Source organism: Cryocola sp. 340MFSha3.1, assembly GCF_000383315.1.
GTDB lineage: Bacteria > Actinomycetota > Actinomycetes > Actinomycetales > Microbacteriaceae > Leifsonia.
In genome coordinates this window covers 438,532-463,685 of sequence record NZ_KB911088.1, presented here as the reverse complement: position 1 = coordinate 463,685, position 25,154 = coordinate 438,532, and the positions used below count along the sequence as shown (strand labels likewise).

The following is a 25,154-nucleotide window of genomic DNA, read 5'->3' as shown; positions in this document are numbered from 1 at the left end:
GGCCGAAAAGAACGCGAAGGGGAGGAGGTCGCAGCCGGAGTGGCTGCGACCTCCGCCCTTTTCCGTGTCGGTCCTTGGTCGGCGTCAGTCGGTGACGGGCGCCGCGTGGAGGCCGTGCGGCGGCTCGTCGCCGGGGGCGAGGTCCGTCGCGGGCGGCACCGGAGCGGCGTGTGCGCCGTGTGGGGTCGCATCCACCGGGACCGGGGCGGCGTGGGCGCCGTGCGTGGCGGCATCGGCGGACTCGGCCGTCGCACCCGCGGCGACCGGTGCACCCTCGGCGGCCGGGGCGCCGGCAGCTGCGGCACCCGCACCGGCACCGGCACCGGCGCCGCCGGCCTGACGCGCCCACGCGGGCGGCTTCGGCCGCTCCCACCAGACGACGACCAGCGCGCCGAGGAAGGCGACGGCCGCCGGAAGCAGCAGGGCCTCCGACATCGCCTGAGTGAAGCCGGCGTGTAGCGCTTGCGGCAGCTCCGTCCCCGCGGCCGCCTCGCTGGCGTTCGCGCCGCCGGGGATCTTCGGCAGGTCGACGGCGAGGCGTCCCTCGATCAGGGCGGCGATGGATGCGCTTCCCAGCACCGCGCCGATCTGGCGGGTCGTGTTGAACACGCCGGAGCCGGCGCCCGCCTGGTTCATCGGCAGGTTGCGCGTCGCCGTGGTGGAGATCGGTCCCCAGACACCGGACATCGCGATGCCCATCAGGGCGCTCGGGATCAGGAGCAGGAAGATGTTGACGTCCGGCGACAGCATCCGCGAGTAGAGGAACAGCGCGAACGCGAACAGCACGAGCGCCGGGGTGGCGATGTTGCGCGGGTTCACCTTGTCGATGAGCCGGCCGACGAACGGCGCCAGCACACCGGAGAAGATGGCCGTCGGCGCCAGCATCAGAGCCGACTCGGTCGGCGTCAGGCCGCGCACGGTCTGGAAGTAGAACACCAGCGGCAGCGCCATACAGGTCACGGCGAAGCCGACGGTGGTGATGGCGCCGTTCGACAGCGAGAAGTTGCGGTCGCGGAACAGCGGCAGCGGCAGCAGCGGCTCCTTCTTGTTGAAGGCCTGCCAGACGACGAAGGCGGCGAGCACGACGATGCCGGCGATGATCAGGCCCCACACCGAGATCGGGCCCCAGATGACGCCCCAGTCGTAGGTGCTGCCCTCCTGGATGCCGAAGACGAGCAGGAACATGCCGACGCCCGAGAGGATGACGCCGAGCACGTCGAAGCTGTGCGAGTGCGTCGGGAGCTTCGGGACGAGACGCATCGCGAGGATGAACGCCACGATGCCGACGGGGACGTTGATGAAGAAGATCCACTCCCATCCCAGGCTGTCGACGAGCACGCCGCCGAGCAGCGGGCCGATCAGGGTGGCGACGCCGGCGACGGCGCCCCAGAGACCCATGGCGGCACCGCGGCGCTCGGGCGGGAAGATGCGGGTGATGACGGCCATCGTCTGCGGCGTCATCAGCGCGGCGCCCAGGCCCTGGACCACGCGCGCGGCGATCAGGAAGCCGATGGATCCGGCGAAACCGCACCAGGCGGAGGCCAGGGTGAACACCACCAAGCCGATGAGGTAGAGGTTCTTCGGGCCGAACCGGTCGCCGAGACGGCCGGTGATGAGCAGCGGCACCGCATAGGCGAGCAGGTACGCGCTCGTCACCCAGATGACGGCGTTGTAGTCGGTGCCGAGGTTCAGGCCCTCCATGATCGACGGGTTCGCGACCGACACGATGGTGGTGTCGATCAGGATCATGAAGAACCCGATGACGAGCGCCCAGAGGGCGGGCCACGGCTTCAGTTGACGTTCCATGAGTCTTCTCTCAATGCTTTTCTTCGGACCACGAGACGGTGCCCGATTGGAGGTCTGCGATCAGGGTTTCGAGCACGTCCGCCTCGGTGGCGGTGATCGCCCGCTGGTAGCGGACGTCCAGCCAGTACTTGGCCGGCACCCCGCGCTGCGTCAGATCGGCGATAGCGCCATCCAGCACCCCGGTGTCGGCTCGGATCAAGGCCACGCGCTTGCGGAGCAACGCGATCACGGTCTCGACGGGGAGGTTGTGCGCCTCGCCGAGGCCGAGCGGGAACTCCGGGTACTCGTTGGTGGGCGTTCCGATGATCTCGGTGATGCGCTCCCCCAGCGCACGGGTGCCCGCGTCGGTGATCTCGTAGGTGGTGCGCTCCGGCCGGTTGCCTTCGCGCTCGGTGCCGGTGGCGCGCACGAACCCGTGCGCCTCCATCCGGTCGACGGTGTGGTACAGCGAGCCGGGCCGCACCTTGACCAGCCGGTCCTCCGAACGCTGCATGAGCGTCTGGTACATCTCGTACGGATGCGACGGGCCCTCGGCCAGCAGCGCGAGCGCGGCGACGGCGAGGGGGGTGAGGGTGCGAGGTTCGGACATGCTCTCGATGTTGTTCGGTTGATTATTCCACTTGGAATATACGGCATGGGTGAATAAGCGTCAAGTACCGTGGTCACGACGGACGGAAGGAGATCCCATGCTCTTCGCCCTCCCCGACGGAGGCTCGCCCCAGGTCGCCGAGGACGCTTGGGTGGCGCCCGGCGCGACGGTCGTCGGCGACGTCACGCTGCATCCCGGAGCGAGCGTCTGGTACGGCGCTGTCGTGCGTGCCGACAACGCGCCGATCGTCATCGGACGGGACTCGAACCTCCAGGACAACGTCTCGGCCCATGTCGACCCGGCCTTCCCGCTCACCGTCGGCGAGCGCGTCTCCGTCGGCCACAACGCCGTGCTCCATGGCTGCACGATCGAGGACGACGTGCTCATCGGCATGAGCGCGACCATCCTCAACGGCGCCCGCATCGGGACCGGATCCCTCGTCGCCGCCGGAGCCGTCGTCACGCAGGGCGCCGACATCCCGCCGCGGTCGCTCGTCGCGGGAGTTCCTGCGAAGGTCCGCCGCGAGCTGACCGACGACGAACTGCAGGGCATCGCGCAGAACGCCGCGGTGTACCTCGAGAAGACGCGGCAGCACCGCGAGGCCGTCGCGCTCGACTGACCGACCGACCCCGCGGGATGCGCTCAGCCGGCGTCGAGCATCGCCCGGTTGAGCGCGATCAGCTGCTCGGAGAACATCCGCGCTCCGCCCTGCGCGGGATGCCGCACAGCGGGCGCCTCGATGCCCGCCTCCGCGAGCGCCCCCTGCGCCTTGCGCCCGACCGCGACGATCGTCTCGACGCCCAGCTCCCGGATCAGCTCCAGCGCGACCGGCGCCCCGTCGCGCACCTCCGACGAGCGCGGGGTGCGGTTCGTCTGGGGTTTGCCGGCGACGAACGGGTGGTGCGGGTAGATCGGCCATGACAACGGCAGCGGCCCGCGCCAGTCGCGCATCGTCTCCCAGACGACCCGGCTGGACGCCTCCCACGGCGCCTGCGGATCCGGCGGGAGCTCCAGACCGGGCAGCACGCCCGCATCCACTTCGCGGACCGAGGTGAACGGCACTCCGGTCACCGTCATCCCGCGCCAGCCGGGAGCCTCGCCGAGAAGCAGGATGGGCGCGTGCGGCACCGCGAGGTAGCGGCGCAGATTGCGCTCCCGCAGGCGGCCGAGCTCGTCGTCGCCGTACAGCAGCTCGGCGTCGTCCGGCACCGGGACGGCCCGGATCATGTCGAAGAATCGGTCGAACACCACCCCAGGCTACGGCCGGACCGCGACGCGCGGATGCGTGCGGGCGGCGAGCGCCGCGTCCACGTCGGCGAGCGCGAACGTCTCGCCGACCTGCTCGGCGAAGGGGTAGCGCTGCCACGCGTCGGCCAGGAACCGCACGGCCTGCTCCAGATGGCGGGAGGCGTAGTTGTGGACGCCGCGGATGGTGATCAGCCGCCGGATCAGGGCGTCCGGCGCGATGCCGAGGTCGGGCCCGGGCACCGACTGGCCGACGAGCACCAGGACGCCGCCGACGTCGAGCGCGTCGAGCAGGGAGCGCGCCGCGGCCGGACTGCCGGAGAGTTCGAGCGACACGGTCGGGGCCGGCGTGCGGCCGCCCGTCTTGGCGAGCACGGCGGCCAGTCCCGTCGGAGACCCCGCGGGCGCGGCCGGGTCGGCGGCGCCCGACGCGCCGAAAGCCAGGGCGGACTCGCGGCGCTCGGGGATCGGCTCGCTCACGACCACGCGCGCACCGGCCTCGACGGCCATCGCCGTGGCGGTCAGCCCGAGCATCCCGGCGCCGGCGATCAGCACCAGGGCGCCCTCCAGCGGGACGAGCTCGGCGGCCGCCTCGATCGCCGCCGCCACCGACGCGGTCGCGCACGACGCCGGGGCGAGGACCTCGGCCGGGATGTCCTCCGGGACGCGAACGAGCGGAGTGCCGTCGAGGATGTGCGTGTGCGTGGCGAAGCCGCCGGACAGCTCCCAGCCGCGGCGCATCCGCTCGTGACCGTACTTCTGCAGGCTCAGGCACTGCTGCTGCAGGCCTCGACGGCAGCGCACGCAGCGTCCGCACGGGACGGCGGCGGACCAGACGATCCGCTCCCCCAGCGAGACGCGGTGTCCGTCCGTCGTCTTCGCGCCACCGCGGCCGAGCGCGACCACGCGGCCGACCTGTTCATGACCGAGCACGAGCGGCGCCTGCGTCCGGCGATGACCGAGCACGGCTTCCACATCGGTGCCGCAGACCGTCGCCAGCTCGACCTCGACCAGGACGTCACCCGGCGCCAGGCGCACGCCGGGCACGGCCACCGCCTCGTGCGTATGCGCGTCGCCCGGCCACACCATGGCCGTGGCCGACGGATACACGCTGACCCCCATCCCCAGGCGCGCCGGCGGCTCGACGACGCGCGGGGTCACCGCCTTGATCGTCACCGGATGCCGTGTCCCGATGCCGTGTCGCGCTCGACCTCGTAGCCCAGCAGCTCCGGCAGGTCGGCGACGCTCGGGAGCACCGCGTCGGCGCCGGCGTCCAGCAGGGTCTGCTCGTCGTGCGCGCCCGTCAGCACGCCGACGACGAGGCCCGCGCCCGCGGCGATCCCCGAGGCGATGTCGCTCGCGGTGTCGCCGACGACGACCATCCCCTCGACGCTGGATGCGCCGGTGCGCAGCAGGGCCGTCAGCGGTAGATCGGGGTACGGGCGACCACGGCCTGCCTCGGCCGGCGTCAGCGTCACATCGGCCAGGTCACGCCAGCCGAGGGCGTCGAGGACGACATCGCGGGTGCGCCGCGAGAAGCCTGTGGTCAGCGCCACCTTGACGCCCGTCGCGCGCAACCGGCGGATGAGGTCCTCCGCGCCCGGGACGGGCTGCAGCCCCTCCGCGGCGATCAGCTCGGCGTACGTCGACTCGAAGACGGCGTCCGCGTGCTGCGCCTGGTCCTCGTCCGCGCTCAACGAGCGGAAGACCGCGAGCTTCGACTGCCCCATCGTCTCGCGGACGACCTCGAGGGCGGCGGCCCGCTGGTCCGGGGTCTCCGCGAGGCCCGCGGCGTCGACGGCGCGCTCGAACGCGCGCTGCACGAGGCCGTCGTCGAGGACGGTCGTGCCCGCGAGACCAAGCACCACCAGCTCCAGGTCGGCGAGGTCGTCCTCATCGCGATCGTCGGCGTCGCCCTCGTCCAGGCCGTCCTCCCGGTCGTCCAGGTCGTCCCACTCCTCGTCGGAGAGCCCGGCCGCCGCAGGAATCCCGCCGCGGACCGGCTCGACGTCGACCGTCACGTCGTCGAACTCGCTGGTGATGCGTCCGTCTGGGGTCACGATGGTGCCTTTCGTTGCGGTGATGCGGTCTAGCGGACGCGGGCGGCGCCCGCGGGGATCAGCGCGCCAGGGGCGTCGGAGAAGAGCTCGTCGACGACGCGGTCGGCGAGGCCGAGACCGGTGGTCATCCCGATGCCGGTCGTGACGGACACGACGCGGACGCCGGGTGCCGGGGCGGCCACCAGGAACTCGTCCGGTGCGGCGGCGTAGACGCCCTGCCAGCGCTCCCGCACCCTGAGGTCGGCGACGCCGAACAGCTCGCGCGTCTGCTCCAGCAGGAGGGCGAACGCCTCCTCATGCTGGAACGGCGACGCATCCGCCCCGCGCGCGTGCGTGTCGCCGACGATCAGGGTGCCGTCGGGCCGCTGCGTGAACATGAGGTTGACGTCCATCGCCGCCAGCGCCGGCTGCTCGACGGCGAGCCGCTCGCGCACAGCCTCGGCACTGGGCGTCCGGGCGAAGCCGGAGTAGCGGACCAGGGACCATCCGGTGAGCACCGGCGCGGCCAGGGGAAGGTCGAGCGCGGCCTCGACGAGCATCATGTCCAGGCCGCAGCGCTCGATGCCGTGCGCCTCCGCGATGCCCGGGAACAGGTGATCGACGTCATGCCCGACGGCGACGACGACAGCGTCGGCGGCCACGCGTCCGCGGGGCGTGCGGACCAGTCCCGGCTCCACGCCGGCCGCCGCGGTCTGCCAGAAGAAGTCGACGCCGTGGGCATCCAGCCAGCGGACGATCGCCGCCGCGGCCTCCCGCGGGTCGATCTGCAGGTCGGAGGGGAGCAGCGCGCCGCCCACCGCGACGCCGTCGGCGACCGGGACGCGCTCCCGCACCTCGGCGGGAGTGAGAAGCCGGACATCGTGGCCGCCCCGCCGCTCGCGGAACTCCTCCAGCACGGCGAGCTCGTCGTCTGCACGCGCCACCACGACGCTGCCGGACTCGCGCAGCCAGAACCCGGCCTCCGGAGCGAGGGTCAGCCACAGTTCGCGGGCGAGCTCGGCGTAGGCGCGGGCCTCGCCCTCCTGCCCGGTGATGCCGAGATGGCCGAAGTTGCGGACGGACGCGCCCTGCACGCCGGACGCCCGGTCGATCACGGCGACGGTCAGTCCTCGCCGGAGCGCGGCGACGGCATGTCCGAGGCCGACGATCCCGGCGCCGACCACCGCGAGGTCGTAGTGCCTGCCCATCCGGAGCCTCCCTGCGTCCCCGCTCACCGCGTGCCTTGTTCGTGGGTCAGTGCGCAACGCTAGGAGCCCGGTGCGACGGTGGTCGCAACTGGAGGTAACGCGGGGGTGAACGGGGTGCGGACGGCGGGTGCGGCGACAAGCGTTCGGACCAGGCTGTTGCACTTCCGCGACGGTCGGCGCAGAATTGCAGCATGGCCGACGGCGACAACACCCGAGAGTTCGATCCCGACATCGTCACCGACTTCCGGGAGCGGATGTCGTACGGCTCCTACCTGGAGCTCGACACACTGCTCAGCGCCCAGCGACCGGTGAGCCGCCCGGAACATCACGACGAGCTGCTGTTCATCATCCAGCACCAGACGACGGAGCTGTGGCTGAAGCTCGTGCTCCACGAACTCGAGTCGGCGCGCGACCTTCTGCGCGCCGACGACCTCTCGCCCGCACTCAAGCGCATCGCCCGCGTGAAGCACATCCAGCGCACGCTCACCGAGCAGTGGTCGGTGCTCGCGACGCTCACCCCGACCGAGTACGCGGAGTTTCGCGGCTTCCTCGGCAACTCGTCCGGCTTCCAGTCGTACCAGTACCGCGCCGTCGAGTTCGTGCTCGGCAACAAGAACCGCCGCATGCTGAGCGTCTTCGAGAGCGACCCGGTCGCCCACGCCCTCCTCGCGCAGCTGCTGGATGCGCCCAGCATCTACGACGAGTTCCTGCGCTACCTGGCGCGGGCCGGTTTCGCCGTGCCGACCTCGCTGCTGGAGCGGGACGTCACACAGGCGCACGTCTTCACCCCGGAGCTGGTGCCGGTGTTCCGCGAGATCTACGAGCACGCCAACGACCATTGGCCCGAGTACGAGGCCTGCGAGGAGTTCGTCGACCTGGAGGACAACTTCCAGCTCTGGCGCTTCCGTCATCTGAAGACCGTGCAGCGCACCATCGGCATGAAGACCGGGACCGGCGGGTCGACGGGAGCGGCGTTCCTGCAGAAGGCGCTCGAACTCACCTTCTTTCCCGAGCTCTACGCCGTCCGCACCGAGATCGGAGCACCCGCATGAGCGAGCAGTCCGCAGACACCCACCCCACACGCGCCCAACCCACAGGCCCCGACCCCATAGGCGCCGACGCCTACCTCACGGTCGACGCCGCCTGGAACGGCCACCGGTTCCTCGGCCCCACCACCTTCCGCAGCGACGGCGAGCGCCTCCACCCAGTCGACGACATCCCGTCGCGCGCACCGCACCACCACCTCGGCGGCACGCTCTTCCCTCGGCTCACCGACCATCACACGCACGTCGGGCTGACCGATCAGCACGCCGTCTTCGCCGGAGGCATCACCCACGCGATCGACCTCGGCTGGGTTCCGGCTGTCGCGGCCGGCTGGCTCGCGGACGACCTCACGCGTCCGGCCGTCGCGATCGTCGGATCGCTGATCACCTGCGAGGGCGGCTACCCGGTCAACGCCGGGTGGGGACCGCCGGGCTCCTCGACGGAGGTGGGCGGCGAGCGCGAGGCACGGCTTGCGGTTCGGGCGAACATCATGATGGGAGCCTCCCGCATCAAGGTCACGCTCAACACCGAGGCCGGTGAAACTGTGGACGATCACGTTCTCCACAGCATCGTCGCGGAATCCCACGCGCAGGGCGTTCCCGTCACGGTCCACGTGCAGGGCGAAGGTCAGACCGTGCGGGCGGTCCGGGCGGGCGCCGACCAGCTCGCCCACACGCCGTTCACCGAGCGCATCAACGACGAGCTCATCGCCGAATGCGTCCGCCGGGGCATCGGCTGGGTCAGCACCCTCGACATCCACGGCTGGGGAGATCCCACCGAGCAGCACGGCATCGCGTCGGAGAACCTGGGCCGGTTCGCGCGCGCGGGCGGCCTCGTGCTCTACGGGACCGATCTCGGCAACGGTCCACTCGCCGTCGGCGTGAACGAGCGGGAGCTGCGCGGGATGCTCGAGGCGGGCGTCGAGCCCCACGCCCTGATCCGGTCCATCGCCGGCCTGCGCCGGCCCGACGACCATCTCGTGCCGGCGATCGGCCCGCGCCTGGCCTGGGTCCCCACCCCGCCGCCTGCTGAGCCGGACGCCCTGCCCGCCTGGCTCGCCAGTGCCCGCGGGCTGACGGCCCGCGCGCTCACCCGAGCGGCGGCCGACGGCACCCTGAGCACCGACGCTCCCACCGCATCCCCTCTTCCCTCCACCCCCGAGGACCCCGCATGACCGACTTCGACATCGCCCCTCCCGCCGCCCTGTCGCCCGATCCGCTGACCGCCGCTCGCGCCCTCGATGCGGCCGACCCGCTTGCGGCCTTCCGTACGCGCTTCGCCGGCATCGACGACGGCACGAGCACGGTGACCGCCTACTTCGACGGCAACTCGCTCGGCCGCCCGACGCGGGCGAGCATCGAGCGCATCCAGCGCTTCCTCGTCGAGGGGTGGGGCGACCGGCTCATCCGCGGGTGGGACGAGGAGTGGATGGAGCTGCCGTTCGCCATCGGCGACGACCTGGGCCGTGCCGCTCTCGGCGCAGCGCCCGGCCAGACCTTCATCGGCGACTCGACCACCGTCCTCCTCTACAAGCTGGCCCGGGCGGCCGTCGACAGCGTCCCGGAGCGCAGCGAGATCGTGCTCGACACGGACAACTTCCCGACCGACCGCTACCTGCTCGACGGCATCGCGCGCGAGCGCGGGCTGCGCCTGGTGTGGATCGAGGCGGACACCGAGGCGGGGGTGACGCCGGAGCAGGTCGCTGCGGTCGTCGGACCGCAGACCGCCCTCGTCGTGCTCAGCCACGTCGCCTACCGATCCGGCTTCCTGGCCGAGCTGCACACGATCACGCGCATCGTCCACGACGCGGGCGCGCTGGTGCTGTGGGACCTCTGCCACTCCGCCGGGTCGGTGCCGATCGAGCTCGACGAGGCGGGAGTCGACCTCGCCGTCGGCTGCACGTACAAGTACCTCAACGGCGGCCCCGGCTCGCCCGCCTTCGGCTACGTGAACGCGCGGCTCATCCCGCGCCTCACCCAGCCGATCCAGGGGTGGATGGGCGCCGGCGACGTCTTCCTGATGGGCCCGGAATACGTGCCGGCCGATAGCATCCGGCGCTTCCTCAGCGGAACACCTCCCATCGTCGGGATGCTCGCGATGCGCGACACCGTCGCGATGATCGAGGAGGCCGGGATCGCCGCGGTTCGGGCCAAGTCGGTCGCGCTGACGGGGTTCGCGGTCGCCCTGACCGACGAGTGGCTGACCCCGCTCGGAGTGACCCTCGCGTCGCCGCGCGACCCGGAGCGCCGCGGCGGTCACATCACGCTCAGCCACCCGGCCATGCGCGAGGTCACGGCACTGCTGTGGCAGCGCGACGTCATCCCCGACTACCGCGATCCGGACGGCCTGCGCGTCGGCCTCTCGCCGCTCAGCACCAGCTTCGAGGAGGTCTGCGCCGGGATGGCCGCGGTGCGCGACGCCCTCGGCGAGCTGACCCATGACTGAGCTCGCCACTCGCGTCGTCCGCGACGACCCCGAGGCCGCCAGCGGCAGCGCGACGGCGCTGCTGCGCACCGTGGTGGGCAGCGTCCTGCGCCCGATCGGCGGCTGGATGAGCGCGGCGGGAGCCGTCCGGCTCATGGATGCGCTCGGCGTGCCCGCGGCGACCGCCCGGTCGAGCCTGGCGCGGCTGTGCGCGCGGGGCGTCCTGCGGCGAGAGCCCCAGGACGGCGTCGCCGGGTACGCCCTCGATCCCGCCGCCGTTCCGATGCTGGAGCGCGGGGACGCCCGCATCTTCGGCGAGCGCGTGGAGGCATCCCGCTGGCTGCTGCTCTCGCTGTCCTTCCCTGAGCGCGCCCGCGGTTCGCGTGACCGGTTGCGCCGCCGCCTCGCCGCACTCGGCTGCGGCACCGTCGCCGACGGCCTGTGGATCGCGCCAGCGGCGCTGGAGGCGGAACTGACCTCCGCCGTGTCAACGACGTCGGCCGACGTGCACCCGTCCGGCTCGCCGGTCGTGGCGATGTTCGCGGATGCCGCCCCGCGCGGAGATCTCGCCGCGGGACTCGCCCGCTGGTACGACCTCCCGGCCATCCGCGCCGCGCACGAGTCGTTCCTCGCGCGGTTCGGCGATCTGCCGCATCCACTCGACGACGCCCAGGCGTTCGCCACGTGGATGCGCGCCCTCGACGAGTGGCGCGTGATCCCGTACCGCGATCCCGGGCTCCCCGCGGCAGCACTCGGGCCGGACTGGCCGGGCGCCGCCTCCGCGAAACTGTTCCGTCGGCTGCGCGCGGACCTGGAGGAGCGCGCCGTCTCCCACGCCGCAGCCGTCGCGGCACCGGACCGCATCCCCGTCTCCGCACGGTAGAATCGACGCGAAACCCCCACCCTTTGCGCCCGAGTGAGCGGAGTGTCCCCGTGCCGACGATCGTTGTTGAAGTGATGCCCAAGGCTGAGCTGCTCGACCCGCAGGGGAAGGCGGTCGCCGGAGCGCTCGCCCGCACCGGTCGCGGCGTCGTCAGCGGGGTGCGTGTCGGCAAGCGTTTCGAGCTGACCGTCGACGGCCCCATCGACGACGCGGTCCGCGCGACGGTGCAGGAGATCGCGGACGAGATCCTGTCCAACTCCGTGATCGAAGACGTGGTGGGCATCCACTACCCAGCCGAGGTGGACGCCTGATGCGCATCGGCGTCATCACCTTCCCCGGCTCGCTCGACGACCGCGACGCACTGCGCGCGGTCCGTCTCGCCGGTGCCGAGCCGGTCGCGCTGTGGCACGGCGAGCACGACCTGCAGGGCGTCGACGCCCTCGTGCTGCCGGGCGGCTTCAGCTACGGCGACTACCTGCGCTGCGGTGCCATCGCCTCCCTCTCGCCGATCATGACCGAGGTCGTGGATGCGGCCGAGAAGGGGATGCCCGTGCTGGGCATCTGCAACGGCTTCCAGATGCTGGCGGAGGCGCACCTCGTCGCCGGCGGGCTGATCCGCAACGACCACGGCACCTTCATCCGGCGCGACCAGCACCTCACGGTCGAGAACACGCAGACGCCGTGGACGAGCGGCTTCGAGCAGGGCCAGGAGATCGTCATCCCGCTGAAGAACGGCGAGGGCGGCTTCATCGCGTCGGCCGAGGAGCTGGCGCGACTCGAGGGCGAAGGCCTCGTCGTCTTCCGCTACAAGGACGTCAACCCGAACGGCTCGCTCGACGACATCGCCGGTGTCCGCAACGAGCGCGGCAATGTGGTCGGCCTCATGCCGCACCCCGAGCACGCGGTCGAGCCCGGCTTCGGCCCGGACACCCCCGACGCGATGCGCTCGGGCACGGACGGCCTCACCTTCTTCACGTCCGTCATCCGCTCGGCGCTCGTCGAGGCGTAACGCCTCACTTCGCCGCGGCCCCCCGCGGAGCCTTGGGCGGCATCGCCCGGACCTGATCCAGCGCCACGCCGATCCACTCGCGCAGCCGGTCGGGCTCCGACTTCCACGCCTCCGGCATCGAGACGTACCCGCCCATGGGTCGCTCCGGCGGTCCGTACGGGCCGGCGCCGTCGATCGCCAGCAGCTCGTCGCGCACCGCCTGGTCGGGAAGGCGCACCCCGACCTGGTCGCCGAACAGCCCGGCGAACATGTTGCCGTTCACGAACGCGGCCAGGTTGGCGAACATCGGCCGGATGCGCACATCGGGCGCCTCAGGCACCACCGAGCGGAACAGCTCCTCGGTCTCCTTCGACGGGCGCGGAACGTGCATGGCGGCCTCCTCGCGGGACACGATAGCGCCGGGCGCTGCGGCGCGGCCATCCGGCTTACCTCTGCGGAACCGCCGCGCTGCTGCACGGCAAGGTCAGACGCTATCTGACCAGCGGGCGAAATAGGCGTCCACTTGTTCCTGCGACCGGGTGTCGAGTGTCTGCCATTCTCGTGCCGCCTGTGTTGCGACGGACAGCGCCTCCTCCTCGGACAGCGGGCCCCGATCGTCGTCGACGAGGTCGCTGATGTTCATCCAGATTCGGTAGGCCGCGGGACCGTGGCGGGTCGCCATGAGGTCGCCGAAGCGATAACCGGCAGCCATGAGCACCGAATAGATCCGGTCGGCGCCAGACGCGAGAATCGCGGCGGTCGCGTTCGCCATTGCGTTGTCGAAGTCCAGTTCATCCGACACTGCCACCCTCCGATGCGTCTTCATCTTCGCTCCCGCCTACGGGTCGAACCGGTGCGCCGAGGCATCCTCCGCTGTGCGGTACAGCTCGCCCCAGCCGACGATATCGACATCGGCGGCACGGAGAGGAGTTTCGAGCTCCTGCCATCCTGTCTTTGGCAGACAGATGTAGGCGAAGAACGGAAAGTGGTCGATGGCCGCAACGTCGTCCCCCTGGAACCGGGATGTCAGGATGAAGCGGCGCAGATCTTCGCCCACGTTGAAGTTCTGCCCGACGACCGCGGGATCCAGGTCGACCACGAGCGCCGATCTGCCGGTGTCGAAGGCGAGCGTCGTGATCACGGTGCATCGTCGCACGGGCTCGAACAGCGAGGAATCGAGGGAGCTGAGGTAGTAGACGCTCATTCAGATCGTCTCGACCGCGAACGCGGCCCACGTGAGTGCATCGACGGCGAACTGGCACACTCCAGCTGAGCCGGCTGGAGCGTCGGGCGCCACTGAGTTCCGATACAGCACGATGCTCATCGGCAGTGCGAGCATCTCCGAGTCGATCGTGTATGTGTCGCCACCCAGCGTCACGCGCAGACCGGTTCTGCCGAGGATGTGAACGGTCGATCCGGACAGTTCCTCGATGGTGTCGGCCGACAGCATCCGAAGCGTCGTCAATGTCCCCCCAAAGCTTCGAGATGTGGTCCAAGCATCACAGGCGCAACGCGTCGGCGTCGAGCTGGTCGGATGCCCAGAGCACGTCATCTCCATCGAGTACCCACAGATCGGTCGAACTCTGCCGCGCAAGCCGCTGGACCCAGGATACGAACACCGTCTCCCAACGACACTCCACCGTGCAGGCGGTGAGTGACGAGCGCGGCGACACAGGCGGACGCCCCACAGTGCGTTCCGGCGTTTCCGGAGGTAGCTGCAACTCCGCCAGCCACTCGTCGGACGTCATGGCGAACACGGTGAGCATGCGGCCCTCGGCATCGACGAGTTGGGCCATATCCGGAGTGCGGTGACCGCCGTTCTCGGCGAGCAGTGACGCGAACTTCTCGAACAGATCTCTGTCCTCAGAGACGACGAATGCGCTTTTCATCTCGGCTCCTGTCGCCCGGACACCATGTCCGCGTACCATTCCGCCGTCAGCGAGGCTGCTTCAGCGTCTCCATCCGGTTCGAGCACGCACAGGAGCGCTCTGGCGAGCCGGCCGTCCTCGTGTTTCACGTCCTCTCCCGTCGGATAGCGTCCGAGGTAGTTCCAGACCAGTTCCTTGGCCGTCGACAGCGGGGACACGTCGTCGTCTTCGCCGTTCCAGTGCGTCTGGGCAGCCGCGAAAGCGGGCAAGACATCCGCAGGCAGCGGAAATCGTTCCAGCTGGTCCGTCAGAACCCGCATCAGACCAACCCACGAGGACGTCCCGCTCTCTCGTGCGACAGATCGAGCTTCGGCAAGGATGTCTTGCGAACTCACCGCCCCGAGTGCCATTGGACGATTCTCCCCGCTTCTACGCCCCGCGCACACCCTCCAGCACCAGCCCGTGGCCGAGCGGAAACAGCGGGTCGGCCGAACCGCCCGGCTCGTCCGGTGCGTGCGCCTCGACGGCCGCCATGGAGGACGGCAGTTCGAACGGGAGCCGGCCCCGCGGGGGGATGCGGCCGCTGAGGGCGTCGAGGACGGCGGCATCGCTGGCCCCGTAGACGCCGGCCAGCGCAACGATCCCGGGCATGCCGACGAACGGTGTGAGGATCGCCGCCCGGTCGAGGGTGACGACCAGGATCACCGGAACCTGCTCGGCGATCGACCGGATACGCGACACCTCCGCCGCCGGGAAGTCCAGCGAGCCCTGATGGAACCAGGCCTCCAGGAACAGGTCGTCGCGGTGCTCCCACGGTGCGTTGACCCGGACGATCGCGACATCGGCAGCCGACGGCGCCTCCACGACGGCGCCGTAGCGCGACGCCACCGCCGTATCCATCCCGTCGACGTAGAGCCGGATCCCCTCCGGCAGCGGCAGGGCGTCGTCGGCCACGCTCAGGAGCGTCAGCGACTCGGCCTGCGCGCGATGTCCCGCCTCCTGGAAGTCGGCGCGGCCGACGATCCGGGTGGCGGCATCCTCGTCGACATAAGGATCGTCGAACAGCCCGAGCTGGAACTTGACGGCCAGCAGGCGGCGGGCGGACTCGTCGATCCGTTCCTCCGAAACCCGCCCCGAGCGGACAAGACCGAGCAGCAGATCCACGCACTCCTCGCCGCCGAACTGGTCGGCGCCGGCCTCGATGATGCGCAGCATGCGCTCCTCCGGCCCGAGATCCTCGACGCCCCAGGCGCGTGCGGGCAGCACCTGGTCGCCGACGTGGTTGTCGTTGACGAGCTCCCAGTCGGTGACGACGACGCCGTCGTATCCCAGCTTCTCGCGGAGCAGACCGGTCACGATCTGCTTGTTGTAGCCGAACCCGACCGACTCGACCGGCTCGCCATCGAGTTCGAGGCCGATGGGCATGCCGTAGTAGGGCATGATCGCGCTCGTCCGCCGGGCGATGGCCAGGCGGAACGGCTCCAGGTGGTCCTCGAAGCGGCCCGCAGTGTACGTCTGCTCCCGGCCGTAGGGGAAGTGCGCGTCCTCGCCGTCCTTCTGCGGGCCGCCGCCCGGGAAGTGCTTGGTGGTGCACGCCACCGACTGTGGCCCCAGCTCCGGACCCTGCAGCCCGTCGAGGTAGGCGCCGGCCAGACGCGTGACCAGCTCCGGGTCGGCGCCGAGCGTGCCGGGCAGTCGTGCCCAGCGGGGCTCGGTAGCGAGGTCGACCGTCGGATGCAGCGCCGCGCGGATGCCGATCGCCGTGTACTCCTGTCGGACGATGTCCGCGAAGCGGCGGATGCCCTCCTCGTCGCCGATCGCCCCCAGACCCAGCGGCTCCGGCCACTGCGACAGGTGCCCGGCCGAGAACGAGACACCCGAGTTCTCCACGAACGCGTGGCGTGGATCGGTCGACACGGTCACCGGGATGCCGTGCGGCGTCTGCTCCGCCAGTTTCTGCAGTGCGTTGCTCCATCGGGCCGAGAGCCGGGCGTCGGGCAGCTGATGCACGTTGAAGTGGTTCATGCGCTTGTCCACGACGACCGCGGAGGTCGGCGACTTGGAGATCGCGCCGGCCGTCTCGATGAGGGTGCCGTCCTGGCCCGCCTCGATGACCGTCTGGAACATGAGACCGACCTTCTCCTCGAGGCTCAGCCTCCCGAGGAGGTCGGCGACGCGGTCTTCCACGCTCCGGCGGGGATCCTCGTACGGGTCCATCCGCCCGTTGCCGTTGAGGTCGCGGTAGAGCATGCCGTCGTCGAATGTGCGGTAGTCGGGGGTCACGCGAAGGTCTCCGTTCGATCGGTGGTCGGAACTGTCAGGCGTTGGACGGGGAGGGGGAGGATGCGATGACCGCGCGACGCGAGGAGCACGGGCCCGTCGGGGAGGGGCGTTCCGTCGAACTCGGGCGCGAACGTGACCGGGTAGGGCGCGACGTTGATCGCGACGAGGGCTGCTTCTCCCTCGGTGGCGACCGGGACGGCCACCACCCCCGGGCGGTCCGCGTTCAGCTCCAGACGCGGCCGCGCGCCGGCCAGCGCGAGGAGATCGCGCCAGAATCCCGGGTGGACGGGGTAGTCGGCGCCGAGCAGCACCGCGACTCCGCCGCCGTCCAGCTCGATCCGGACCGCCGCGGGGAGTCCGCTGGCTCGTTCGCGCAAGAGTTCCTCCCCCGCGCCCGCGAAGAGCTGGGCACCGCCGACGCGGACCTCGCGGGCGCCATGCTCGGCAAGGGGGCCGACCGCTCGTACGGTCGGGTGGTACTCGCCGTCCGCATCCACCCGCTCCTCGACGCGGCCGGCACTCGTCACGCCGAGCGCGTCGGCGAGCGCCGTGCATGGCCTCCCGTCGACGTCTCTCGCAGACAGGTCGCCGACGAGCAGCAACCGGCCGCCGGTCCGCACGTGCCGGACGAGGAACTCCTGCACCCCGCGACCCAGCTCCTCGCCGGTCGCGAGGACGATGACTTCCCTGTCGCGCCCATCGCGGTCGTCGGCAGCGGCGCCGGCGCTCCACTCGGAGTCGCCTCCCGCGGCCGCCTGCAGGTCGAGTGCCCCGAAGCTCCATCCGCCCAGCACGAGCGCGCGGGCGAGGGTCTGGCGCGCGCCGAAGCCGCGGTGCCGTTCGAGGTCGCGTACTTGCTCGGCCCGGTGGCGGGCGGCCGGATGCGCGTACTCGGTCAGGTAGTGGTCGGCGACGAAGCCCAGCACCACGTCGTCGGTGACCTGCGCCCCTTCGGCGAAGAGCTTCTCGTGCGCACGGACCGCGGCCGCGGCCTCCGCCACACCCTCGAGGGCCGGCGACCGCTCCCCCTCCGGCCCGATCGGTGCTGCGAAGCCGTGCCGCTCGCCGGTGAAGCCGATACGGTCGTCGCCGTCGCCGACGGGTGCATCGAGCAGCGGGTTGATGCCGCCCGCGAAGAGGTAATAGTTGATGCCCCTCACCCCCTGGGCCGCGTCGAGCAGCGTCTTGAGCACGGTCGCCTCCGGCGACGTCAGGGCGGCGAGGTCCTCCCCGTAATCGCCGTCGCCCGCGTCGAACTCGAGCGCGGTCAGCGGCTGGTCCTCGCCCTGAATGGACGCGGTGAACGCGTTGCCGAGGTACAGGTCGGCGACGTTGCCGACGGTCAGCTCCCCGAGGTACATGTCCGTTCCGCCGGTGACGCCGGCGCGGCCGCGGTAGGCGGGCGCCAGCTGACTCACGCCGATGGGATACGTCAGCCCCCGGCCGCCGCCGGTTCCGTGGATGTTGACGAGCAGTGGCGCGGTGATGCCCCGCTCCCGAGCCCAGCGCTCCAGCGTCTGGAGGTAGCGCGCGAAGCGGGTGCGCGTGAAGCGGCCGAGCGCGGCGTGCAGTGCCAGCTCGTCGTCCGTGCCGGCCGCGCCGTCGCGCGGGTCGACCTCGACGCCTGTGGCCGCCGCGAACTCACGGACGGCCTGGTCGGTGAGCGTCGGGGTGTTCGAGACCCAGTCCAGCATCCCGACCTCGTTGTCCAGCTGCACGGCGATCACCGGTCCGCCGTGCCCGCGCTGACGCTCCGCGAGCGGGGGCAGCACCGCGTCGTACCAGCGCTCCGCCTCGGAGAGGAAGGCGGGGGCCAGGTAGTCGACCGTGCGGGTCGGCGCCGGGACGCCGTCCCAGCCGACCGGGTGGATCTCGGGATGCTCGCGGCGCAGCCGGTGCGGCAGCCCCTCGTTCTTCAGCTCGGCCATCTGGAACGGGCCGGGGCGGGCGATGAACCAGAGTCCGTGCTCCGCGCACAGGTCGATGAACGCTCCGAGGTCGCGCTCCGGTCGGGTCTCGCCGGTCACGTCGATCGTCCCGTCGGGGAGTTCGTGCCAGATCCAGGGGATGTAGCTGGCGACCGCATTCAGTCCGCTATCGACGGCTGCCCGGATGCGGTCCTCCCAATCCTCTCTGGCCAGCCGGAAGTAGTGGATCTCGCCGGCAAGCACCATGCGCGGCTCTCCGTCGATCAGGATGCGCGCGCGCTCGAGTCTGGTGGGAATGGACATCATCGGCCTTTTCGGTGGGGTTGTGATCTGACGACCTGGGGCTTATGGTCTCTGTAACCGATTACTGCAACCGGTTACTGGCGAGCGTATCAAATCGTCCGCGGAGGACAACCCCTCCCGTTCGAGAAGTCGCCCGGCAGTCTCCGGCACCGACGAAGGAGTGGATGTGGGCAGCGGCAAACGCGAAGGCGACCGTCTCAACGTGCGCCAGATCGCCGAGCTGGCCGGCGTGTCGACGGCGACGGTCTCCCGCGTCTACCGCGGGATCGGCCAGGTCTCGCCGGAGATGCGCGAGCGTGTCTCCCGCGCCATCGCCGAGCACGGCTACCGCCCTAGCCACTTCGGCACCGCCCTCGCCAACCGCCGCAACGGCACCCTCGGCATCGTCTTCCCGGGCCTCAGCGGGCCGTACTTCGGCGAGCTGATCGAGGGCTTCGACCGCGCCGCCATCACGGCGGGCGTGAGCGTCAACATCCTCGGCACCCACGCCCTCCGTGACACCGCGGCCGACCTGGAAGCCATGACCGAGCGGGTCGACGGGCTGGCGGTTCACGCCGGCGTCGTCGACGAGGAGACCATCCGCCGCCTGGCCGAACTCGTCCCGGTCGTCGTCATCGGCGGCGACCCCGACGGAGCCGGCATCCCGGAGGGCGCGCTCCAGGTGCGCAGCGACCACTCCCACATGCGGGACCTGGTCGCCCACCTCATCCACGACCACGGACGGACCCGACTCGCGTTCCTCGGCCGCCCGAGCGACTCGCCGGACATCCAGTCCCGCTACGACCACTACGCCGCGGCCCTCCGCGACGCCGGACTACAGCCGGCCACGCCCATCAACGCGTGGCTGGCCCAGGCCGACGGCGTGCTCGCGGCGCCGCGCATCCTCGACCTTCTGCGTGCCGGCGAGATCGACGGCGTCGTCGCCGCCAACGACGAGCTCGCCCTCGGTCTCATGTTCGCACTTCTCAGCGAGGGCCTCATCGCCGGACGCGATCTCGCCCTCACCGGTGTGGACGACGTGCCGATGTCGTCGCTCGTCAGCCCGGGCCTCACCACCCTCGCCCGGCCGCTCCGCGATCTCTCCGGCATCGCCGCCGGCCTCCTCCTCGATCTCATCGCCGGCCGGCCCGCCCAGAGCGCGGTCGTGCCGTCCCAGGTGATCCGCCGCGGCAGTTGCGGCTGCCCCTCGTAGCGCGGATCACGCTCCGTCCCCCCATCCACCTCTCGCACAGAACCACCCATCCCCCGACACAAGGAGGTGTCCACCATGGACCGACCACGCCCGATCTCGAAGACGCGCAGAAGGCTCACGGCCGTCCTCGCGGCGACCACTGTCGCCGCACTCGCCCTCACCGGCTGCTCCGGCAGCGGCGATTCGAGTGCCGCAGGCTCCGACGGCCGCATCCCCGTCCTCAACTTCGGCGGCTTCGGCGGCGGCTCCAACCCCAAGGAGAACTACAACCCGTACCTGGCCACGGCGCTCAGCGTGGGCAACTACCTCTACGAGCCGCTGATGATGCTCAATGAGTACTCCTGCGTGTACGAGCCCTGGCTCGCGACGAAGATGGAGTGGGCCGACCCATCGACTCTGAAGTACACGTTGCGCGACGGCGTGACGTTCTCCGACGGGAAGCCGTTCACGGCCGACGACGTGGTCTTCACCTTCGACATGCTCAAGAAGTACCCGGCCCTCGACACACGCGGCGCCTGGGCCTCGCTGAAGTCGGTGGAGAAGACCGCAGACGACGCAGTCACGTTCCACTTCGACGGACCGGGATCGAGCAGCCTGGTCGCGGTCAACAGTGTGCTGATCGTCCCGAAGCACCTCTGGTCGAAGGTCGACGACCCGACCACGTACACCAACACCAAGCCGGTGGGCACCGGCCCGATGATGACCGAGAGCTTCACGCCGACGAAGCTCGTGCTGAAGCGCAACCCGGACTACTGGCAGGCGAAGAGCATCCGCGTCGACAAGATCCAGTTCAACAACTCGGATCAGGGCCAGGTCGAGCAGCTGAAGCTCGCCCGCGGCGACTACGACTCGAACGCGATGTACATCCCCGACATCGACAAGTCGTACGTGGCCAAGGACCCGAAGCACAACAAGTACTGGTTCCCGGCCGGGTCGCCGATCAGCCTGTACATGAATCTCGACAAGAAGCCGTTCGACGACGAGGCGTTCCGCGACGCCGTCGCCCAGGCGATGGACAAGGACTCGATCGTCGAGGACGCCCAGCAGGGCTACGTGAAGGCGGCCAGCCAGACCAGCCTGGTGCTGCCCAACGCGAAGGACTGGCTGCCGGCCGGCATCCCGGACGACGGATACATCTCCTACGACGTGAAGGCGGCGAAGGCGACCCTCGACAAGGCCGGTTACACGCTCGACTCCGACGGCAAGCGCCTCGGCAAGGACGGCAAGCCGCTGAGCTTCTCCATCCAGATCCCCGGCGGGTGGAACGACTGGATCCAGGCGGCGAAGATCGTGCAGAAGGACTTCGCGGCGCTCGGCATCACGGTCGACATGCAGAACCCGACCCCCGAGGTGCACGGCCAGAACCGCCTCACCGGACAGTACGACCTGACGTTCGGCGTGCGCGGCGGCAGCTGCGACATGTACCGCAACTTCCTCGAGCCGCTCGCCAGCAGCGAGACCGCGCCGATCGGCGAGGCCGCGAAGACCAACGAGGTGCGCTGGCGCGACGGCACCACCGACTCCCTCATCGACCAGTTGCGGCAGGAGTCCGACCCTGCGGCCCAGAAGAAGACCGTCGGCGAGCTCGCGACGATCATGTACGACAAGAAGCCGTACATCCCCCTCTGGTACGGCGCGAGCTGGTTCGAGTACTCGACCAAGCGCGCTGTCGGCTGGCCGAGCGCGAGCGACCCGTACGCGAAGCCGAGCAACATGCCGATCATCCTCACCCACCTGAAGCCGGCGAAGTAGGAGCCCGGCCATGCGGTACTTCCTCCGGAGAGCGGGGTTCTTCGTCGCCACCCTGTGGGCGGCGATCACCCTCAACTTCCTGATCCCCCGGCTCCAGCCGGGGGATCCGGCGGAGGCCATCGTGCGCAAGCTGGTCGGCCGGAACGCCTCCATCGACCCGGCGCAGCTGCAATCGGTGCGTCTCATGCTCGGCGTGAGCGACAAGAACCTGTTCCAGCAGTACCTCGACTACCTGGGGGCGATCGTCCGCGGCGACTTCGGCGTCTCGTTCACCTACTTCCCCTACAAGGTGACGGATGTGATCGCCCAGGCCATGCCCTGGACGATCGTGCTGGTCGGCGTGACGACCATCGCGTCCTTCGTCGTCGGAACACTGCTCGGGTCCTGGGCCGCCTATCGGCGCGGGTCGCGGGTCGACTCGGTCCTCACGCTCGGCTCGACGTTCCTCGGCACGCTGCCGTTCTTCTGGATCGCCCTGATGCTGATCTTCCTGTTCTGCTTCACCTGGCAGGTCTTCCCGGAGTCGGGCGGCTACGGCGACACCGTCCCGGGATGGAACTGGCCGTTCATCGGCGACGCGATCTCCCATGCGGCGCTGCCGATGATCGCGCTGCTCATCACCGGCCCGCTCGGCTGGATCCTCGCGATGCGCAACAACATGGTCCAGACGCTGGGCGAGGACTACTCGCGATTGGCGAAGGCGAAAGGACTCGGCGAGCGCAAGATCGCTCTGAACTACGGAGCGCGGATCGCCATCCTGCCCTCGGTGACCGGCTTCGCACTGGCGCTGGGCGGCCTGCTCGGCGGCACCATCCTGGTCGAGACGATCTTCAACTATCCGGGCCTCGGACGCCTGCTGTTCGAAGCGGTCGGCAACAGCGACTACCCGCTGCTGCAGGCGATCTTCCTCCTGACGACCGTCGGCGTACTCGTCGCGAACCTCGCGGCGGACGTGCTGTACGGCGTCCTCGACCCCCGAGTCCGAAAGGCGGCAACCGCATGAGCGCGGCGACGAGCCTCCCGGCCGCGACGACGGCCACACGACCCGCCGGGACGGAGCGCGGGCGAGGTCCGCGCTGGTACGTCCTCCTCTGGCGCGACCCGAAGTGCCGGATCGGCCTGATCCTGCTCACCCTGTTCCTCCTGACGGCGATCCTGGCCCCGTGGATCGCACCCTACGACCCGCGTGCGGCCGTCGGCGGCCCGAGCGAAGGACCGAGCGCACAGCACTGGCTGGGCACGACGGACAGCGGAGAGGATGTGTTCAGCCAGCTGATCTGGGGCGCACGGACCTCACTGCTCGTCGGACTCGTCGCCGGACTGATCTCCACGGTGATCGGGCTCATCATCGGACTGGTCTCCGGCTACAGCCAGGGCGTCGTCGACGAGATCCTCTCGTTCCTCACCAACCTGGCCCTGGTCGTGCCGGTGCTCCCGCTCATCGTGACCCTCGCGTCCTACTCGCCGGTCCGCGGCATCGGGATGATCATCTTCGTCATCAGCATCACCGGCTGGGCGTATGGAGCGAGGATCAAGCGCTCGCAGGTCATCTCCCTCCGCACCCGCGACTATGTGGCGGCCGCCAAACTGGCCGGCGACAGCACGCCCCGCATCATCGTGCGGGAGATCATGCCCAATATGACCTCGCTCATCGTGGTCGGCTTCATGGGCGCGGCCCTCGGCGCGATCGGCGGGGAGGCGGGGCTCTCGTTCCTCGGCCTCGGCGACCCGCAGACCGTCAGCTGGGGCGGGATGCTCAACCAGGCCAACATCGGCGGCGCCCTGCTGACCGGACAGTTCGCCTGGCTCGTGGCACCCGGTCTCGCCCTCGCTCTGCTCATCACGAGCTTCACCCTGATCAATTTCGGCATCGACACGCTCAGCAATCCGCAGCTGAGGGAGGGATGACCATGGCGCTCCTCGAAGTCACCGACCTGTCCGTCGTCTACCGTCCGCGCGACCATGCAGCGCACCAGGCGGTCAAGAACGTCGGGTTCACCATCGACGACGGCGAATTCGTCGGGCTGGTCGGCGAGTCCGGTTCGGGCAAGTCCACGCTCGGAAACGCGGTGCTTCAGCTGCTGAGCCGGCCGGCGTACCAGGAGGGCGGATCCATCGTCTTCGACGGCCGCCGCCTCGACGGCCTGAGCGACGACAAGCTGCGCGGGATTCGCTGGGTCTCGCTCTCGACCGTGTTCCAGTCGTCGATGAACTCCCTCAACCCCGTGCTGACCGTCGCCGCGCAGTTCAAGGACACGTTCACGGCGCATCGGGTGCCGGCATCGCGGGAGCGGGCCGCCGAGCTGCTGCGCATGGTCGACCTCGACGCCGATGTGCTGAACGCGTACCCGCACGAGCTCTCCGGCGGCATGAAGCAGCGCGTGGCTCTCGCGCTCGCTCTGGCGCTCGACCCGAAGCTGGTCGTGCTCGACGAGCCGACGACCGGGTTGGATGTGCTGGTGCAGCGCCGCATCCTGGACCGGTTGCGCGAACTGCAGTCGCGGCTCGGGTTCGCCGTCCTCTTCATCAGCCACGACATCGGGACCGTCCTGGAGCTGAGCGACCGCGTCATGGTGATGCTCGACGGCGAGTTGGTGGAGCAGGGAACCCCTCGCGATCTGCTCGCCGGAGCACGGCATCCCTATACCGAGCTGCTGCTCGACGCGTACCGCGTCAGCTCGGGCAGCGTCGCCAAGGCGGAGTCCGAGCGGCTGGAGGAGCCCATCCTGACGATGGAGGGGGTGGGCAAGAGCTACCGCGTCGGACGCGGCAAGACCCGCCGCACGGTCACCGCCCTGCAGGACGTCTCGCTGACGCTGCGCCGCCGGAGCGTCTCGGCGCTCGTCGGGCAGTCCGGTTCGGGCAAGTCGACGATCGCGCGCCTCCTGCTCGGGATGGAGCGACCGGACACCGGTTCGGTCACCCTCACCGCACCGGGGGCCGCGCCGGTCTCGGTCGGAGAACTCCACGGCGCACGTCTCCGGGCGTACCGCGCGACGGCCCAGCTGGTATTCCAGGACCCGTTCTCCTCCCTCAACCCCGCCAACACGGTCGCCTACACTCTGTCGCGGCCACTGCGGAACTACGGCGGCGTCGCCCGGTCGGAGGTGCGCGCGCGGACGCTGGAGCTGCTCGAGCAGGTGGGTCTGACCCCGGCCGAGCGGTTCGTCGACAAGCTGCCGCACCAGCTGTCCGGCGGTCAGCGCCAGCGCGTGGTCATCGCGCGCGCCCTCGCCGCCGACCCGATCGTCCTCATCGCGGACGAGCCGGTCTCGATGCTCGACGTGTCCATCCGTGCCGAGATCCTCGAACTCCTCAAGCACCTGGTGGCCGAACGCGGCATCGCGATGCTCTACATCACCCACGACCTGCTCTCCGCACGCGCCCTCGCCGACGACGTCACGGTGCTCGAAGGCGGGCGGGTGATGGAGCAGGGAACGGCCTCTCAGGTGATCGACCGGGCAACGCATCCCTACACGAAGGAGCTGCTGGCGGCGATCCCGGACCCGTTCACGCGCGTCGGCTGACGGGATTCGGGAGGGGTTGCTACCGCTTTCTAAGGTTTTCTAACCGAAATACGTTAGAAAACCTTAGACTGTCGT

Annotated in this window: 26 protein-coding genes; 12 read left to right on the top strand and 14 right to left on the bottom strand. The window is 70.3% G+C overall.

Annotated features, from left to right (window positions below; all coding sequences use genetic code 11):
- Positions 1-84 precede the first annotated feature (84 nt).
- Together H284_RS0113240 and H284_RS0113235 are read right to left on the bottom strand one after the other, a co-directional pair.
- The gene (locus H284_RS0113240; RefSeq protein WP_020076636.1) at positions 85-1,806 is read right to left on the bottom strand and encodes a DHA2 family efflux MFS transporter permease subunit; all 1,722 of its coding nucleotides are present in this window, start codon (positions 1,804-1,806) and stop codon (positions 85-87) included.
- 10 nt (positions 1,807-1,816) lie between these two features.
- On the bottom strand, positions 1,817-2,395 hold the full coding sequence (locus H284_RS0113235) for a PadR family transcriptional regulator (RefSeq protein WP_018192354.1): 579 nt from the start codon (positions 2,393-2,395) through the stop codon (positions 1,817-1,819).
- Between the two features lie 97 nt (positions 2,396-2,492).
- On the opposite strand from H284_RS0113235, the gene H284_RS0113230 reads away from it, so the two are divergent.
- Positions 2,493-3,014, top strand: coding sequence for a gamma carbonic anhydrase family protein (locus H284_RS0113230; RefSeq protein WP_020076635.1), 522 nt, complete (start codon positions 2,493-2,495; stop codon positions 3,012-3,014).
- Between the two features lie 23 nt (positions 3,015-3,037).
- Here H284_RS0113230 and H284_RS0113225 read toward each other — a convergent pair whose 3' ends face one another.
- The 4 genes from H284_RS0113225 to H284_RS0113210 are packed head-to-tail and all read right to left on the bottom strand — an operon-like array spanning position 3,038 to position 6,887.
- Complete coding sequence (locus tag H284_RS0113225; protein WP_231371224.1) at positions 3,038-3,643, bottom strand: uracil-DNA glycosylase; 606 nt, start codon at positions 3,641-3,643, stop codon at positions 3,038-3,040.
- 9 nt (positions 3,644-3,652) lie between these two features.
- A complete protein-coding gene (locus H284_RS0113220) occupies positions 3,653-4,816 on the bottom strand; it encodes an alcohol dehydrogenase catalytic domain-containing protein (RefSeq protein ID WP_020076633.1) in 1,164 nt (387 codons plus the stop codon).
- Entirely contained in the window at positions 4,813-5,700 is an 888-nt protein-coding gene (locus tag H284_RS0113215) for a phosphonatase-like hydrolase (protein ID WP_020076632.1), read from the bottom strand. The genes H284_RS0113220 and H284_RS0113215 overlap by 4 nt, the downstream gene beginning before the upstream one ends.
- Positions 5,701-5,729: 29 nt before the next feature.
- Positions 5,730-6,887: a TIGR03364 family FAD-dependent oxidoreductase gene (locus H284_RS0113210; protein WP_020076631.1), complete on the bottom strand. Its 1,158-nt coding sequence runs from the start codon at positions 6,885-6,887 to the stop codon at positions 5,730-5,732.
- Positions 6,888-7,078: 191 nt separating this feature from the next.
- Here H284_RS0113210 and kynA point away from each other — a divergent pair, with 191 nt between their 5' ends.
- From kynA to purQ, 6 genes are read left to right on the top strand one after another with little or no spacing between them, the layout of a single operon-like run.
- The gene (kynA, locus tag H284_RS0113205; protein WP_018192360.1) at positions 7,079-7,939 is read left to right on the top strand and encodes a tryptophan 2,3-dioxygenase; all 861 of its coding nucleotides are present in this window, start codon (positions 7,079-7,081) and stop codon (positions 7,937-7,939) included.
- Positions 7,936-9,105, top strand: coding sequence for an amidohydrolase family protein (locus tag H284_RS20275; protein WP_020076630.1), 1,170 nt, complete (start codon positions 7,936-7,938; stop codon positions 9,103-9,105). The genes kynA and H284_RS20275 overlap by 4 nt, the downstream gene beginning before the upstream one ends.
- Positions 9,102-10,376 (top strand): kynureninase, encoded by a 1,275-nt coding sequence (locus H284_RS0113195; RefSeq protein ID WP_020076629.1) that lies wholly within the window; start codon positions 9,102-9,104, stop codon positions 10,374-10,376. Before H284_RS20275 ends, H284_RS0113195 begins: the two co-directional genes overlap by 4 nt.
- Positions 10,369-11,238, top strand: coding sequence for a PaaX family transcriptional regulator (locus tag H284_RS0113190; RefSeq protein WP_020076628.1), 870 nt, complete (start codon positions 10,369-10,371; stop codon positions 11,236-11,238). Before H284_RS0113195 ends, H284_RS0113190 begins: the two co-directional genes overlap by 8 nt.
- 50 nt (positions 11,239-11,288) lie before the next feature.
- Positions 11,289-11,549 (top strand): phosphoribosylformylglycinamidine synthase subunit PurS, encoded by a 261-nt coding sequence (gene purS / locus H284_RS0113185; protein ID WP_029042938.1) that lies wholly within the window; start codon positions 11,289-11,291, stop codon positions 11,547-11,549.
- Positions 11,549-12,247 carry a phosphoribosylformylglycinamidine synthase subunit PurQ gene (gene purQ, locus H284_RS0113180; RefSeq protein WP_020076626.1) on the top strand — a complete coding sequence of 233 codons (699 nt, stop codon included), beginning with the start codon at positions 11,549-11,551 and terminating at the stop codon, positions 12,245-12,247. Before purS ends, purQ begins: the two co-directional genes overlap by 1 nt.
- Positions 12,248-12,251: 4 nt before the next feature.
- Here purQ and H284_RS0113175 read toward each other — a convergent pair whose 3' ends face one another.
- The 8 genes from H284_RS0113175 to H284_RS0113140 all read right to left on the bottom strand — a co-directional run bounded on the left by H284_RS0113175 (position 12,252) and on the right by H284_RS0113140 (position 18,611).
- Positions 12,252-12,617, bottom strand: coding sequence for a TfoX/Sxy family protein (locus tag H284_RS0113175; RefSeq protein WP_020076625.1), 366 nt, complete (start codon positions 12,615-12,617; stop codon positions 12,252-12,254).
- 93 nt (positions 12,618-12,710) lie between these two features.
- A complete protein-coding gene (locus tag H284_RS0113170) occupies positions 12,711-13,028 on the bottom strand; it encodes a hypothetical protein (protein ID WP_020076624.1) in 318 nt (105 codons plus the stop codon).
- Positions 13,029-13,064: 36 nt separating this feature from the next.
- Positions 13,065-13,430: a hypothetical protein gene (locus tag H284_RS0113165; protein WP_020076623.1), complete on the bottom strand. Its 366-nt coding sequence runs from the start codon at positions 13,428-13,430 to the stop codon at positions 13,065-13,067.
- On the bottom strand, positions 13,431-13,676 hold the full coding sequence (locus tag H284_RS0113160; RefSeq protein ID WP_020076622.1) for a hypothetical protein: 246 nt from the start codon (positions 13,674-13,676) through the stop codon (positions 13,431-13,433).
- Between the two features lie 49 nt (positions 13,677-13,725).
- Positions 13,726-14,115: a hypothetical protein gene (locus tag H284_RS0113155; RefSeq protein ID WP_020076621.1), complete on the bottom strand. Its 390-nt coding sequence runs from the start codon at positions 14,113-14,115 to the stop codon at positions 13,726-13,728.
- On the bottom strand, positions 14,112-14,414 hold the full coding sequence (locus H284_RS0113150; RefSeq protein WP_020076620.1) for a hypothetical protein: 303 nt from the start codon (positions 14,412-14,414) through the stop codon (positions 14,112-14,114). The genes H284_RS0113155 and H284_RS0113150 overlap by 4 nt, the downstream gene beginning before the upstream one ends.
- Positions 14,415-14,523: 109 nt before the next feature.
- Positions 14,524-16,377 (bottom strand): glycoside hydrolase family 3 protein, encoded by a 1,854-nt coding sequence (locus H284_RS0113145; RefSeq protein ID WP_020076619.1) that lies wholly within the window; start codon positions 16,375-16,377, stop codon positions 14,524-14,526.
- Complete coding sequence (locus H284_RS0113140; RefSeq protein WP_020076618.1) at positions 16,374-18,611, bottom strand: beta-galactosidase; 2,238 nt, start codon at positions 18,609-18,611, stop codon at positions 16,374-16,376. The genes H284_RS0113145 and H284_RS0113140 overlap by 4 nt, the downstream gene beginning before the upstream one ends.
- 163 nt (positions 18,612-18,774) lie before the next feature.
- Here H284_RS0113140 and H284_RS0113135 point away from each other — a divergent pair, with 163 nt between their 5' ends.
- From H284_RS0113135 to H284_RS0113115, 5 genes are all read left to right on the top strand, one after another.
- Positions 18,775-19,800 carry a LacI family DNA-binding transcriptional regulator gene (locus tag H284_RS0113135; RefSeq protein ID WP_231371223.1) on the top strand — a complete coding sequence of 342 codons (1,026 nt, stop codon included), beginning with the start codon at positions 18,775-18,777 and terminating at the stop codon, positions 19,798-19,800.
- A gap of 75 nt (positions 19,801-19,875) precedes the next feature.
- Positions 19,876-21,552, top strand: a complete 1,677-nt coding sequence (locus H284_RS0113130; RefSeq protein WP_020076616.1) for an ABC transporter substrate-binding protein — start codon at positions 19,876-19,878, stop codon at positions 21,550-21,552.
- 10 nt (positions 21,553-21,562) lie between these two features.
- Positions 21,563-22,555 (top strand): ABC transporter permease, encoded by a 993-nt coding sequence (locus H284_RS0113125; RefSeq protein WP_020076615.1) that lies wholly within the window; start codon positions 21,563-21,565, stop codon positions 22,553-22,555.
- Positions 22,552-23,460 carry an ABC transporter permease gene (locus H284_RS0113120; protein ID WP_020076614.1) on the top strand — a complete coding sequence of 303 codons (909 nt, stop codon included), beginning with the start codon at positions 22,552-22,554 and terminating at the stop codon, positions 23,458-23,460. The genes H284_RS0113125 and H284_RS0113120 overlap by 4 nt, the downstream gene beginning before the upstream one ends.
- Before the next feature lie 2 nt (positions 23,461-23,462).
- Positions 23,463-25,079 carry an ABC transporter ATP-binding protein gene (locus tag H284_RS0113115; RefSeq protein WP_231371221.1) on the top strand — a complete coding sequence of 539 codons (1,617 nt, stop codon included), beginning with the start codon at positions 23,463-23,465 and terminating at the stop codon, positions 25,077-25,079.
- Positions 25,080-25,154 lie beyond the last annotated feature (75 nt).

Excerpts from the sequence above, each read along its gene's own strand:
- H284_RS20275 (WP_020076630.1), top strand. The coding sequence starts at position 7,936 with ATGAGCGAGCAGTCCGCAGACACCCACCCCACACGCGCCCAACCCACA.
- H284_RS0113150 (WP_020076620.1), bottom strand. The coding sequence starts at position 14,414 with ATGCGGGTTCTGACGGACCAGCTGGAACGATTTCCGCTGCCTGCGGAT.
- H284_RS0113235 (WP_018192354.1), bottom strand. The coding sequence starts at position 2,395 with ATGTCCGAACCTCGCACCCTCACCCCCCTCGCCGTCGCCGCGCTCGCG.
- H284_RS0113155 (WP_020076621.1), bottom strand. The coding sequence starts at position 14,115 with ATGAAAAGCGCATTCGTCGTCTCTGAGGACAGAGATCTGTTCGAGAAG.
- H284_RS0113130 (WP_020076616.1), top strand. The coding sequence starts at position 19,876 with ATGGACCGACCACGCCCGATCTCGAAGACGCGCAGAAGGCTCACGGCC.
- H284_RS0113210 (WP_020076631.1), bottom strand. The coding sequence starts at position 6,887 with ATGGGCAGGCACTACGACCTCGCGGTGGTCGGCGCCGGGATCGTCGGC.
- H284_RS0113230 (WP_020076635.1), top strand. The coding sequence starts at position 2,493 with ATGCTCTTCGCCCTCCCCGACGGAGGCTCGCCCCAGGTCGCCGAGGAC.
- H284_RS0113165 (WP_020076623.1), bottom strand. The coding sequence starts at position 13,430 with ATGAGCGTCTACTACCTCAGCTCCCTCGATTCCTCGCTGTTCGAGCCC.
- H284_RS0113175 (WP_020076625.1), bottom strand. The coding sequence starts at position 12,617 with ATGCACGTTCCGCGCCCGTCGAAGGAGACCGAGGAGCTGTTCCGCTCG.
- H284_RS0113240 (WP_020076636.1), bottom strand. The coding sequence starts at position 1,806 with ATGGAACGTCAACTGAAGCCGTGGCCCGCCCTCTGGGCGCTCGTCATC.
- purQ (WP_020076626.1), top strand. The coding sequence starts at position 11,549 with ATGCGCATCGGCGTCATCACCTTCCCCGGCTCGCTCGACGACCGCGAC.
- H284_RS0113140 (WP_020076618.1), bottom strand. The coding sequence starts at position 18,611 with ATGATGTCCATTCCCACCAGACTCGAGCGCGCGCGCATCCTGATCGAC.
- H284_RS0113195 (WP_020076629.1), top strand. The coding sequence starts at position 9,102 with ATGACCGACTTCGACATCGCCCCTCCCGCCGCCCTGTCGCCCGATCCG.
- H284_RS0113120 (WP_020076614.1), top strand. The coding sequence starts at position 22,552 with ATGAGCGCGGCGACGAGCCTCCCGGCCGCGACGACGGCCACACGACCC.
- H284_RS0113125 (WP_020076615.1), top strand. The coding sequence starts at position 21,563 with ATGCGGTACTTCCTCCGGAGAGCGGGGTTCTTCGTCGCCACCCTGTGG.
- H284_RS0113115 (WP_231371221.1), top strand. The coding sequence starts at position 23,463 with ATGGCGCTCCTCGAAGTCACCGACCTGTCCGTCGTCTACCGTCCGCGC.
- H284_RS0113160 (WP_020076622.1), bottom strand. The coding sequence starts at position 13,676 with ATGCTGTCGGCCGACACCATCGAGGAACTGTCCGGATCGACCGTTCAC.
- kynA (WP_018192360.1), top strand. The coding sequence starts at position 7,079 with ATGGCCGACGGCGACAACACCCGAGAGTTCGATCCCGACATCGTCACC.
- H284_RS0113190 (WP_020076628.1), top strand. The coding sequence starts at position 10,369 with ATGACTGAGCTCGCCACTCGCGTCGTCCGCGACGACCCCGAGGCCGCC.